The sequence below is a fragment of the Gammaproteobacteria bacterium genome (assembly GCA_016765075.1).
Classification (GTDB): Bacteria; Pseudomonadota; Gammaproteobacteria.
This window is the reverse complement of record JAESQP010000004.1, coordinates 1-12,029: the sequence shown is the minus strand read 5'-3', so window position 1 is coordinate 12,029 and position 12,029 is coordinate 1. Positions and strand designations below refer to the sequence as shown.

Here is a 12,029-nt window from a genome sequence, read left to right as displayed (position 1 = left end):
TGAAGCACTGCTGTTGCTCATTGAATTGGGAGCTGATGTTGATTATTACGATAAATCAAAATCTCAAGGAGTCATCAACCAGACAGCCTTTTTATATGCCGGTGCAAAAGGCATGAATGATGCCTTAGCCCTCTTAATGAATGCCGGGGCCAGGCCAGATATTTATAATTACTATGGCGGAACCGCACTCATTCCCGCAGCTGAAAGAGGACATGTGAATACTGTAAAGTTATTACTGGAAAAATCGAATATTGATGTCAATCATGTCAATGATCTTGGTTGGACCGCCTTAATGGAGGCAGTAATCTTATCCGATGGAGGCCCTAGCCAGCAGCAAATAGTCAGGTTACTGTTAACTCACGGAGCTGACTCAGAAATTACTGATAAAGAGGGAATTTCGGTTTTGACACATGCCCGAAATCGCGGCTTTATGGCAATTGCCGAGCTATTAAGTAACTAGTATTTGTGTCACTGATAACGCCGTGTAACATGAGCACCGCTAACAATCGCATGCAGTCGGACAAATTGCTGTGCTCCGCTCCGCAATTTGCCGCTGATGCAAGGCGTTATGTTTAAAAAACCTTTATTTTACGTACGTTTTAGCGTACGCTAATATACAGAGGTAATAAACATGACAATACTTAATGTTACAGAGGCTCGTTCAAAGCTTTACAGTCTCATTGATGAGACCACAGATACTCACCAACCTGTTGTAATTACAGGAAAAAGAGGTAATGCCGTTTTAGTGTCAGAGGATGACTGGAATGCTATTTCTGAAACACTTCACTTGTTATCTGTGCCAGGAATGAGAGAGTCAATTAAAGAGGGATTAAATCAAGGTCTATCTGACAGCTCTAAAGAGCTTGATTGGTGACTTGGGAGTTGGTGTATACAAAGCAGGCTCAAAAGGATGCCAAAAAACTTGCGGCTTCTGGCTTAAAAAATAAAGCACAATTACTTTTAAAAATAATTAAAAACGACCCTTATCAAAAACCACCACCGTATGAAAAATTAGTAGGTGATTTATCAGGCGCATACTCACGTCGAATAAACATTCAACATAGGCTTGTGTATCAAATTTATGAAAAAGAACATGTCATTAAAGTTATTAGGTTATGGACACACTATGAGTAAAAAAAACATAACAAATAGTTCCAGCGGAAATTTACAGCGCGTTTCTTTTGTGTATTCGCTGCGCTCAATTTTACGCAAAAGAACCACGCTGTAAATTGCCGCTGATTTTTGGCGCTAGGCGCTCGGAATAGAGTTTGACTCAAACCAGTTTGATAACCCAGTCTCTGATATATTGTCTGAAGCTAATTGCTCAAAAACCACTACAGTTTCAGGCTCTTTAGCATTTAGTATGATTCCGTTAATTTCAAGAAAAATAGCACCGATGGCAAGAGAAGTTCTTTTGTTTCCATCTATGAACGGATGATTTTTGGCAAGGCCAAAACTATATGAAGCGGCTAGTTCAAACGGAGTTGAACCAGGTTCATATTCGAAGCGCTGCTTCGGCCTTGCTAAGGCAGATTCTAATAAGGTTTTATCTCGAATTCCTGTACCTCCTCCGTGCTCAGATAAAAGCATCTGATGTGCAGAGAAAACGATTTTGGTTAAAACCCAATTTGGCTCTCTCATTATTTAGCAAGCTCATGAAAGGCGTTTCGGTATTTTTTCATTATCTTTTCAGCGGTTTCCATTTGAGCTTCAAAATCTTGCTGATAAGGGGTAAGGGTAAGTCCTTCTGGACTATCCACGAGGTACAAGGTGTCGCCTTTGCTGGCTTTGAGCTTATTAAGCGCTTCTTTTGGAAGGAGAATCCCCATCGAGTTCCCTACAGCAGTAACTTTAACTTTTAGCATAGCGGTACCCTCACAGTCTGTTATAACAAATGTTATAACCTAGTATAGGTGCGCCTAACAAGCGTGGTCAAGCTGACAGTGAGATTGGTCGTTAGGCTTCATGAGAATGGCAACAATCTTATTCTTAATGCCAGATGATCTCTGGGCTAACAATAATAGTCCTTACGTAGGGAATGTATGCCTGACCGCAGATTGTTAATAATCTACTTCGTATTGATGTAGCGAGTATATTAATGCACGGAACCAGTAGCACCGCGCGTCATTAAATCTTGTGCGTTTTGCCGGGCACTGTCGGTGATTTCGGTGCCGGCCAGCATTCGGGCAATTTCTTCCAGGCGGTCTGTTTCGGATAAAATCGTCACGCTGGTATGGGTCATTTTATTAATGACGGTTTTTTCAACTTTGAGTTGATGATGACCCAAGGCGGCAACTTGCGGTAGATGGGTGACGCAGAGTACTTGATAGCTATCACCAACGCGGCGCAGGGTTTGGCCAATGATTTCGGCAATACTGCCGCCAACACCGACATCGACCTCATCAAAAATATAGGTGCCGATTTGGTGGCGGTTAACGTTAATGACTTGGATGGCGAGGCTGATGCGTGATAATTCACCACCGGAGGCAACTTTTGTCATGGGCATAAGATCCTGGCCAGGGTTGGCGCTGACCAAAAACTCAATACGTTCCAGGCCATGTATGCCATATTGGTTTTCGTCCAGGTCACGCAGCGCAATGTCAAAAACGCCTTCGGGCATGCCGAGTTGTTGCATATTGTGAGTGATTTCTGCGCCGAGTTTTTTCGCACTGGCTTTACGTTTTTTGCTGATTTTTTTGGCTAGTGTTAAGTAATCATGACGTGCTTTTTCGATGTCTTGTTCCAGGCTGCCTAGTGTGGCACTTTCATTGTCGAGTTTATTGACTGTTAGGCTTAGCTCATCTTGCAAGTCAAGCAGGGTGTTCGGTTCGACATGGTGTTTGCGTGCCAAACTATGCAGTTCACTCATGCGTGATTCAATTTGGTTTAGCTTTTGTGGGTCATCATCGAGTGAGTCGAGATAGTTTCTTAATTCACCGCTGGCTTCTTGTATTTGTATGTTGGCAGTTTCAAAGCAAGACAGTACATTTTTAAGCTTGTCGTCGAGTTCTGCGGCTTTGCCAAGCTGTACGGTGATTTGGCCAAGCTCGCCAACACTATCGCTATTAATAAATTGCATGGCGCTGTGGCATGTCTCGCGTAATTCACTGGCATGGGCCAATTGTTTGAGGTTAGTTTCGAGTTGTTGCCACTCATTATCTTGCAGCGCTGCATTGACTAATTCGTCTAATTGATAGCGCACCAAATCGAGTTTTGCATTGCGTTCTTGTGCCGATTTTTGTAAGTCGTTTAAAGTCGTTATTAAATTTTTCCATGCCTGGTATTTTTCGCTAACTTGTTTTAACAGGTCGCTATGTTCGGCATAGGCGTCGAGTAACTCACGTTGTACTGAGCCGTGCATCATGGACTGGTGGGCGTGTTGGCCGTGAATATCGATAAGTTTTTCGCCCAGCTCTTTGAGCCATTGAACGGTAACAGGGCTGCCATTGATATAGGCGCGCGAGCGACCATCACTACTGACGGTGCGGCGTATTTGGCAAGTGTTTGCTGCATCAACTTCATGCTCACTTAACCAAGCGATAACATCGGCTTTATCGCTGACATCAAAATCGAGCATGACTTCAGCGCGTTTAGCGCCGGATCGGATGAGGTTATTATTAGCACGATCACCGAGCGCCAGGCCAATAGCGTCGAGTAGTATCGATTTGCCGGCGCCTGTTTCACCCGTAATGGTGGTCATGCCCTTTGAGAAGGCAAGGTCGAGTGTGTCGACCAGAACAAAATCGCGAATGTAGAGTTGGGTAATCATTAGCGACCCGGTGTTGTTCCCCAGCCTAGTTTGGTGCGTAAGGTATGAAAATGATCATGCTCTTTAGGGTGTATTAAATACGTACATTGTTCGCTTTTCTCTACGCGTATTTTATCGCCGTTGATGATTTCGATAGTATTTTGGCCATCACAACTGAGTTTGACTGAGTTCAAGTTGGTGTCGGTAATAACCAGTTCAATCAAGCTATCACCACTCACTACGATGGGGCGATGACTAAGAGTATGCGGACAAATCGGCACCAGGATTACCGCATTGAGCGACGGATGAACGATAGGGCCGCCGCCAGATAGCGCATAGGCGGTGGAGCCTGTTGGCGTTGATACAATCAAACCGTCAGCACGTTGGGTACTGACAAATGCGCCATCAATAAAGGTTTCTAATTCAACCATGCGCGATGATGCCCATTTGTGTACAACGATATCGTTGAGTGCATGGGTTTCAAGAATAATTTCGCTATCACGAATGACTGTGCTTTTTAGTAATGCGCGTTTTTCAGATAAATAATGACCTGCCAGCACATCATCAAGCTTCTCGATCATTACCTTGGGTGTGATATCGGCAAGAAAACCAAGTCGCCCCATGTGAATGCCTAGCAAGGGGGTCTTGGTGTTACCTAAAGCACGTGCAGCAGCCAGCAAGGTGCCATCACCGCCAATGATAACGGCAAGGTCGCAATGCTGGGAAAACCCCGACCAATTCATCACTTCGGCCTTGATGTCCAGTAGCTTAGCCGTTTCCTGTTCGACAAAGACGGCCATATTGCGCTGCGTAAAATAGTCATGCAGCGTATTCAATACGGCGACGACTTGCGGGTCCGATTTCTTGGCGATAAGGCCGATGGTCTTAAATGACGAAGTCATTATTGTTCCTTGTTGAACCACTAATCTAAGTAAACTCGTGCTCTATTATGTTGGCACTGTAAGGTTCGCTGTTTTTTACCCTGTGAACAGAGGATTCTTGCTTGACGGCTCTGATCGTGGTTGCTACTGTCAATTCGCGCTTGGTTACCCAAGACACTACACTAGTGCTTATCCGTATATTATACGGTGATTTACACAGTACGACCTGAACAACGTGAAGATGACATGACTGCAAGGAGTAAATCCTTGATAAACCCGCAGGGTTTTAAGGAAGTGCTTAATCATCCTGCTAAGGGTCTCAGTACGACTGGAACAACGTAAGGAAGTACTTAATGATCCTGATAAGGGTCTAAGTGCTTTTCATTTATTATGGCAACAGAACTTAGCGACAGAGCCAACGCCTTATTAAAAACTCTGGTTGAATCCTATATTAAGGATGGTCACCCAGTTGGGTCGCGTGCGTTAGCGCGTGGTTCAGGCTTAAAATTGAGTCCCGCGACTGTACGCAATGTCATGGTCGATTTAGAAGAAGCCGGGTTGATTGTTTCACCGCACACGTCTTCTGGTCGTATTCCAACAGCGAAAGGCTACCGTTTTTTTGTTGATTCTATGGTTTTGGCGGAACCCATGTCGATTGAGAATGCGGCGGTTGAAGCGTTAAAGGATGAACTCGACAGTGGCCAGTCCGTTAATAATTTGATGTTGGCAGCGTCGTCTATTTTGTCAGGCGTAACCAGTATGGCAAGTGTGGTGATGGTGCCACGGCAAGCTAATAAAAGTCTTAAACACGTCGAATTTCTTGTCTTGGGTGATGATCGCGTATTAGTGATTTTGGTGACCAATGATGATGAAGTGCGCAATCACGTTATCCATACCCCACGTAAATTCACTGCGGCTGAGCTGCAATATATTAGTAATTATTTAAATCAAACATTCGTTGGTCAAGAACTGCCGCATATGCGTAATCGTATTATGACTGAACTGCGTGAGGCACGCGATGATATGGATCGACTCATGCGTGAGGCCGTAGAAATGGCCGACCAGGTACTTAACGCGACGGAGCAAGAAGCGAGTGAAGATTGCGTTATCTCGGGTCAAACCAATTTAATGGGTTATGCCGAGTTATCTAACGTCGATAAGCTACGCCAGTTATTTGAAGCCTTTAATCAAAAACGCGATATCCTCCATGTGCTGGATCAGTGCTTGCAAAGTCCCGGCGTGCAAATTTTTATTGGCGAAGAATCAGGTTATCACCCCTTTGATGACATGAGTGTGGTCACCTCAACCTATGAGCGCGATGGCAAAATTCTCGGTGTGTTGGGCGTTATTGGGCCGACACGTATGCAATATAATCGAGTCATCCCTGTTGTTGATATTACGGCTAAATTACTTAGTTCGGCCTTGAATCAGCGCTAAATATCCTTATATTGACTAGGGAGTCTCTGATGTATCATGGAACACGATCTTGCGCCTAAAATCTTCCAGTTCTTCGTCGCCTAAAGCGCCTACTGTTGGTGCTAATCTTGCCAATAGTCCCGCTATTGACTGCAATTTGCGCCTTGATCTGAAAAATTTTAGACACAATCTCGCTGTCCCAGACACATCAGAGGCTCCCTAGATTGTTGATACATTTCTATTTCTTTTCGTTAAACCGGAAAAACGGGAGTTTTTATAATGGTAGCTGCGCAAGAAGGGCAGGGTTCTACTGCTGAAGACGAGCATGAAGAATCGATAGACGCTAGCAAACAACGTGAAGATGACATGACTACAAGGAATGAATCCTTAATGAACCCACAGGGTTCTAAGGAAGTACTTAATGATCCTGCAGGGATCTCAGTAACAGAAGATGGTTCTAATGCTGACGAGCAACGTATTAACGAGCTAACAGATAGCCTGCTTAGAGCGCGTGCCGAGACGGAAAATGTGCGTCGTCGTGGTGAGCGCGATGTGGCTAATGCCCATAAATATGGTTTAGAACGTTTTGCTAACCAGCTTTTGCCGGTCAAAGATAGTCTTGAGCTGGGGCTGGCGGCGACTGATCAAGTCAACGCTACCATCGATCATGCCAAAGAAGGCATGGATCTGACCCTGAAAATGCTGACCGACGTCATGGCAAAAGCCGCCATTGTTGAGCTCAACCCGCTGGGTGAGAAATTCAACCCTGAGCAGCACCAGGCCATGCAAATGCAGGAAACCGATGAGGCTGAGCCTAATACCGTTATTGCAGTACATCAAAAAGGATATACGCTGAATGATCGGTTGATGCGGCCTGCTATGGTCATAGTTGCCAAAGCAATGGCTGCGAAAACACCTGTAGAGGAATAATTAAATAAAGGACTTATTGGGCCCCTCTGATCGCGTTCGTGGAACGCGACCTTGCTGACTGAAATGTTCCAGCTCTTTGTTGCACCTAAAGGGCACGGTTCGCGCATCTATCTGAAAAACCTCAGTCATCAATCTCGCTGCCCCAGAATTAATAAGAGGTTCCCTTGAATTACGCCTTGAATTATATGGGCTTAACCTTATATAGATAGACATTAGGTGCTCGAGAGTGGGCGCAGGTTTATACGGAGAATAAAGATGGGCAAAATTATTGGTATTGATTTGGGTACCACCAATTCATGTGTAGCCGTGGTTGAAGGCGGAACACCAAAGGTAATTGAAAACTCTGAAGGCGATCGTACGACACCTTCTGTTGTCGCATTTGTTGACGATGATGAAGTATTGGTTGGGCAGTCGGCTAAGCGTCAGGCAGTAACCAACCCGACGAATACACTGTCGGCGATCAAACGCTTGATTGGGCGTAAATTTACCGATGATGTCGTGCAACGTGATATCAAAATGGTGCCTTACACCATCATAAGTGCGGATAATGGTGATGCTTGGGTTGAGGCGGGTGGCAAGAAGATGGCACCGCCTGAGATTGCTGCGCGTATCTTGATGAAAATGAAGAAAACGGCAGAAGACTACCTGGGTGAAGCGGTGACTGAAGCCGTTATTACCGTGCCTGCTTATTTCAATGACTCACAGCGCCAGGCAACGAAAGACGCCGGTAAAATCGCTGGTCTTGAAGTGAAACGTATTATCAACGAGCCAACTGCCGCAGCCTTGGCTTATGGCATGGATAAAAAACGTGGTGACAGTAAATTGGCCGTGTTTGATCTCGGTGGTGGTACTTTCGACGTGTCAATCATCGAAATCGCCGAAGTCGATGGTGAGCATCAGTTTGAAGTGTTGTCGACCAATGGTGACACCTTCCTCGGCGGTGAAGATTTTGATTTACGTTTGATCGACTACCTTGCCGATGAATTCAAAAAAGACAGTGGTATTGATGTCCACAGTGACCCGCTAGCTCTGCAACGTTTGAAAGATGCGGCTGAAAAAGCCAAGATCGAGTTGTCATCGAGTCAACAGACCGATGTCAATTTGCCTTATATTACCGCCGATGCCTCTGGCCCGAAACATCTTAACGTTAAATTGACGCGTGCTAAATTAGAATCTCTGGTTGAGGAATTAATAGAACGTACGATTGAGCCTTGCCGCGTCGCATTGAAAGATGCCGGTTTGAGCACATCAGAAATTGACGACGTCATTTTGGTTGGTGGTCAGAGCCGTATGCCCAAAGTGCAAGAAGCAGTGCAAAACTTTTTCGGTAAAGAACCACGTCGCGATGTAAACCCAGATGAAGCCGTTGCTATGGGTGCTGCTATTCAAGGTGGCGTGCTCTCTGGTGAGGTGAAAGATGTTTTATTGTTAGATGTGACACCGTTGTCTCTGGGTATTGAGACCATGGGTGGCGTTACCACCAAGTTGATTGATAAGAACACGACAATTCCAACCAACGCATCGCAGGTATTCTCAACGGCCGATGACAATCAGACCGCAGTAACCGTGCACGTGTTGCAAGGTGAGCGCGAAATTGCCTCTGCTAATAAGTCGCTGGGTCGTTTTGATCTGGCTGACATTCCACCAGCACGACGTGGTACGCCACAGATCGAAGTGTCTTTTGATATTGATGCTAACGGTATTCTTAACGTGTCTGCCAAAGATAAGGCAACCGGTAAAGAGCAATCGATTGTCATTAAAGCATCAAGTGGTTTGTCTGATGAAGAAGTCGATAAAATGGTTAAAGATGCTGAACTTCACGCAGAAGATGACAAAAAATTTCAGCAGTTAATTGTTGCGCGTAATAGTGCTGACGCATTGATTCACGCAACCACTAAAGCGATGACCGATTTAGGTGATAAATTTGAAGCGGATGAAAAGACCAATATTGAAGCGGCTATTGAATCTTTGCAAGAAGCAATGAAGGGTGACGATATTGCTGATATTGAAGCCAAGACCTCAGCGCTGGGCGAAGCCTCAAGTAAGATGGCTGAACGCGCTTATGCTGAGCAGAAAACTGCTGAGGGTGATGCCAGTGCAGCAGATGAGGCAACTGATACAAGCGCGGATGATGGTAATGTTGTTGACGCTGACTTTGAAGAGATTGATGATAAAAAATAAGTCTTAGTGAGTATAATTTTTAGATATCGTTAGTATATAAATAAATATAATAATTAAGGATGGGGCGCTGAGCGAATGTCAAAGCGGGACTATTATGACGTGCTCGGCGTCGAGCGTAATGTTAGCGAGGCAGAGCTAAAGAAAGCCTATCGACGTTTAGCGATGAAATATCACCCTGATCGCAATCAGGGCGATGATAATGCAGAAAAGCAATTCAAAGAAGTTAAAGAAGCTTACGAAGTTCTTAACGATGCGCAAAAACGCGCAGCCTATGACCAGTTCGGCCATGCTGGTCTTGGCGCTGCAGCCGGTGGTGCGGGTGCGGCGGGTGGTTTTAGCGATATCTTTGAAGATGTTTTTGGTGATATTTTTGGCGGTGGGCGTGGTGGCGGTCACCACAGTGTCAATCGTGGCGCCGATCTTCGCTATGACCTAGAGTTGAATCTTGACGATGCCGTGGCAGGCAGCACAGTCAAGATTCGTGTGCCAAGCCGTGTTCGCTGTGGCACGTGTAATGGCTCGGGTGCGAAGAAAGGATCGCAGCCCGTCACCTGCGAAACCTGCGGCGGTCATGGTCAAGTCCGTGTTCAGCAAGGTTTCTTTTCTATTCAGCAGGTATGCCCAAAATGCCAGGGTAAAGGTAAGGTGATTAGCGACCCTTGTGGCACGTGTCATGGTCAAGGTCGTGTCCAGGAAAGCAAGACACTTTCAGTTAAGATTCCGCCGGGTGTTGATAGCGGTGACCGTATTCGCCTTAGCGGTGAAGGCGAAGCAGGTGAGCATGGCGGGCCAAGCGGTGATTTATACGTCCAGGTTCGTGTTAAGTCCCATGCCTTATTTACCCGAGACAATGCTGACCTTGTCTGCGAAGTGCCTATTGATATCGTCATAGCGTCGTTGGGTGGCGAAATTGAGATCCCCACGTTGACGGGTCGGGTGCGACTGAAAGTGCCTGCTGAGACACAAACTGGCAAAGTATTTCGTCTGCGTGGTAAAGGTGCGCGTACAGTTCATAGTGATCGTCTCGGTGATCTTCTATGTCACGTTAGTGTCGAAACCCCGGTCAATCTTAATAGTGAGCAAAAAACATTATTAAAAGAATTACAAAAAACGATGACTGAAAGCAATCAGGAACACAGTCCAAAGTCTAAATCTTGGCTGGACAGTGTCAAGAAAGTGTTTGATGATATTCGCTTCTCCTGATTGGGGAATTTAGCACCAACAGTAGGCGCTTGAGGCGAGGCACACCATATATGACAAAAATAGCGATAGCAGGTGCAGGCGGCAGAATGGGCCGCCGTTTAATTGAAGCTTGCGCGCAACACCCTGACCTTCGTTTGGCAGCGGCTGTGGAATACACCAATCACGCTACGATTGGTAGTGATGCTGGTGTCGTTGCTGGCCTTGAGTCTTCTGGCGTTAAAATTAAAGACGATATGGCCGGTGCGACGCGCCTTAGTGATGTGCTGATCGATTTCACCTTGCCTAATGTTACTGAAACCAACCTTAAGTTGTGCCGTCGTCATAATTGTAAAATGGTTATTGGTACCACTGGCCTGAGTACTAAGCAACAAGATTTAATTCGTCAGGCATCTGAAGACATCGCCATTGTCTTTGCGCCGAATATGAGTATTGGTGTTAACCTTTGCTTTCGTTTACTTGAAATTGCAGCAAAAGTGCTTGGTGATAGTTCTGATATTGAAATTATTGAAGCCCACCATCGCAATAAAGTCGATGCGCCGTCAGGTACCGCTTTGCGCATGGGGGAAATCGTCGCTGATATGTTAGGCCGTAATCTTAAAGATTGCGCAGTTTATGGCAGAGAAGGTCGGACTGGTGCACGTGATGACAAGACCATTGGTTTTGAGACCATTCGTGCAGGTGATATTGTCGGTGAACACACCGTTATGTTTGCCTCAGAAGGTGAAAGAGTGGAAATTACCCATAAAGCATCTAGCCGTATGACCTTTGCTAGCGGTGCTGTACGTGCCGCTAGCTGGCTAGTACAACATGATAAAGGCTTATTTGATATGCAGGATGTACTTAGCCTACGCGACTTATAGTGTTGCGTCTTTAATCGCTATTCTACTTAGGGTATGACACTAGCCCGTATTTATCGCTAGGATAATGAACTCTCACTTGATCTTTAATTTTACAGCGACAATCTTCGGTCGGAAATGTGGCCAGTATTCCACTGCCTTAGAAATCCCACCGTTCTCGGTACTCCTTTGTAGGGTGGCCTCTGCGCGATCATCTTGTCCCCTAGTGCGAAATTCAAGCTAGATGGTTGACGCTTATATCCCAATTGATTGTAGCTTGCACGATTACATCGAGATCGCTTGTCTAAAACAGTACCAGGTCAGACTCGATCTGGTTGATTGCTCAGAAGTTTGTGCTATCGCCGAATCGACAGAAACCCGCTCAGATAAGTCGGAATGGCTGATTCTGCGTGATGGTAAGAGTCGACGCAGTGTTCGGCTTGACACAATCATGACGCTGACGCCACTGACTGAAGGCGCAGATTTTGATCGAATTGTTTTACGCGACAAGCTTGACTCAGGACATTAATTTAAGTCACTCCTACATGGGCATGGGCATAGACATCAGGGGTGACGATAGCGTAAAATTCTGTCTCAATCACGCGGGCTGTAAAGCGCTGGCGTAATCAGTGTGGCTACCTATTGGGGTAGCGCACTATCAGGCGGGAGGCGATGGTTTACATCCCCCCGTTTTTTTATGGCTGGTAGTTTTGTTCGGGGGTATAGGGTCTGTTGAGGATTCATTTTCATCACTGCTGGCGACGCTTTTTTTGCCCCACAAGGCGCAAGGAGCGTAGTGTAGTGGTGTTACATAAGCGACTGGCAACGCAGTGG

The 12,029-nt window shown here is 45.7% G+C and carries 13 protein-coding genes; 9 read left to right on the top strand and 4 right to left on the bottom strand.

Annotated features, from left to right (window positions below):
- The 3 genes from JKY90_00185 to JKY90_00175 all read left to right on the top strand — a co-directional run.
- A partial coding sequence (locus JKY90_00185) for an ankyrin repeat domain-containing protein (protein MBL4850691.1) occupies nucleotides 1–460 on the top strand: 460 nt, incomplete at its 5' end.
- Between the two features lie 171 nt (nucleotides 461–631).
- On the top strand, nucleotides 632–874 hold the full coding sequence (locus JKY90_00180) for a type II toxin-antitoxin system Phd/YefM family antitoxin (protein ID MBL4850690.1): 243 nt from the start codon (nucleotides 632–634) through the stop codon (nucleotides 872–874).
- Nucleotides 871–1,134, top strand: coding sequence for a Txe/YoeB family addiction module toxin (locus JKY90_00175; protein ID MBL4850689.1), 264 nt, complete (start codon nucleotides 871–873; stop codon nucleotides 1,132–1,134). Before JKY90_00180 ends, JKY90_00175 begins: the two co-directional genes overlap by 4 nt.
- A gap of 114 nt (nucleotides 1,135–1,248) precedes the next feature.
- Here JKY90_00175 and JKY90_00170 read toward each other — a convergent pair whose 3' ends face one another.
- From JKY90_00170 to JKY90_00155, 4 genes are all read right to left on the bottom strand, one after another.
- The gene (locus JKY90_00170; protein ID MBL4850688.1) at nucleotides 1,249–1,641 is read right to left on the bottom strand and encodes a type II toxin-antitoxin system death-on-curing family toxin; all 393 of its coding nucleotides are present in this window, start codon (nucleotides 1,639–1,641) and stop codon (nucleotides 1,249–1,251) included.
- Nucleotides 1,641–1,865 (bottom strand): AbrB/MazE/SpoVT family DNA-binding domain-containing protein, encoded by a 225-nt coding sequence (locus JKY90_00165; protein MBL4850687.1) that lies wholly within the window; start codon nucleotides 1,863–1,865, stop codon nucleotides 1,641–1,643. Before JKY90_00165 ends, JKY90_00170 begins: the two co-directional genes overlap by 1 nt.
- Before the next feature lie 230 nt (nucleotides 1,866–2,095).
- Nucleotides 2,096–3,769, bottom strand: a complete 1,674-nt coding sequence (gene recN / locus JKY90_00160; GenBank protein ID MBL4850686.1) for a DNA repair protein RecN — start codon at nucleotides 3,767–3,769, stop codon at nucleotides 2,096–2,098.
- A complete protein-coding gene (locus JKY90_00155; protein ID MBL4850685.1) occupies nucleotides 3,769–4,650 on the bottom strand; it encodes an NAD(+) kinase in 882 nt (293 codons plus the stop codon). Before JKY90_00155 ends, recN begins: the two co-directional genes overlap by 1 nt.
- Before the next feature lie 369 nt (nucleotides 4,651–5,019).
- Here JKY90_00155 and hrcA point away from each other — a divergent pair, with 369 nt between their 5' ends.
- From hrcA to JKY90_00125, 6 genes are all read left to right on the top strand, one after another.
- Entirely contained in the window at nucleotides 5,020–6,066 is a 1,047-nt protein-coding gene (gene hrcA / locus JKY90_00150) for a heat-inducible transcriptional repressor HrcA (protein ID MBL4850684.1), read from the top strand.
- A 258-nt stretch (nucleotides 6,067–6,324) separates the two neighbouring features.
- A complete protein-coding gene (gene grpE, locus JKY90_00145) occupies nucleotides 6,325–6,975 on the top strand; it encodes a nucleotide exchange factor GrpE (GenBank protein ID MBL4850683.1) in 651 nt (216 codons plus the stop codon).
- Nucleotides 6,976–7,230: 255 nt separating this feature from the next.
- Nucleotides 7,231–9,156 (top strand): molecular chaperone DnaK, encoded by a 1,926-nt coding sequence (dnaK, locus tag JKY90_00140; GenBank protein MBL4850682.1) that lies wholly within the window; start codon nucleotides 7,231–7,233, stop codon nucleotides 9,154–9,156.
- Between the two features lie 75 nt (nucleotides 9,157–9,231).
- Nucleotides 9,232–10,359, top strand: coding sequence for a molecular chaperone DnaJ (gene dnaJ / locus JKY90_00135; GenBank protein MBL4850681.1), 1,128 nt, complete (start codon nucleotides 9,232–9,234; stop codon nucleotides 10,357–10,359).
- A 50-nt stretch (nucleotides 10,360–10,409) separates the two neighbouring features.
- A complete protein-coding gene (dapB, locus tag JKY90_00130) occupies nucleotides 10,410–11,219 on the top strand; it encodes a 4-hydroxy-tetrahydrodipicolinate reductase (protein MBL4850680.1) in 810 nt (269 codons plus the stop codon).
- A 253-nt stretch (nucleotides 11,220–11,472) separates the two neighbouring features.
- A complete protein-coding gene (locus tag JKY90_00125; protein MBL4850679.1) occupies nucleotides 11,473–11,724 on the top strand; it encodes a Rho-binding antiterminator in 252 nt (83 codons plus the stop codon).
- Nucleotides 11,725–12,029 lie beyond the last annotated feature (305 nt).

Coding starts and splice junctions, on each gene's coding strand:
- JKY90_00180 (MBL4850690.1), top strand. CDS start 632: ATGACAATACTTAATGTTACAGAGGCTCGTTCAAAGCTTTACAGTCTC.
- JKY90_00170 (MBL4850688.1), bottom strand. CDS start 1,641: ATGAGAGAGCCAAATTGGGTTTTAACCAAAATCGTTTTCTCTGCACAT.
- JKY90_00165 (MBL4850687.1), bottom strand. CDS start 1,865: ATGCTAAAAGTTAAAGTTACTGCTGTAGGGAACTCGATGGGGATTCTC.
- recN (MBL4850686.1), bottom strand. CDS start 3,769: ATGATTACCCAACTCTACATTCGCGATTTTGTTCTGGTCGACACACTC.
- JKY90_00155 (MBL4850685.1), bottom strand. CDS start 4,650: ATGACTTCGTCATTTAAGACCATCGGCCTTATCGCCAAGAAATCGGAC.
- hrcA (MBL4850684.1), top strand. CDS start 5,020: ATGGCAACAGAACTTAGCGACAGAGCCAACGCCTTATTAAAAACTCTG.
- grpE (MBL4850683.1), top strand. CDS start 6,325: ATGGTAGCTGCGCAAGAAGGGCAGGGTTCTACTGCTGAAGACGAGCAT.
- dnaK (MBL4850682.1), top strand. CDS start 7,231: ATGGGCAAAATTATTGGTATTGATTTGGGTACCACCAATTCATGTGTA.
- dnaJ (MBL4850681.1), top strand. CDS start 9,232: ATGTCAAAGCGGGACTATTATGACGTGCTCGGCGTCGAGCGTAATGTT.
- dapB (MBL4850680.1), top strand. CDS start 10,410: ATGACAAAAATAGCGATAGCAGGTGCAGGCGGCAGAATGGGCCGCCGT.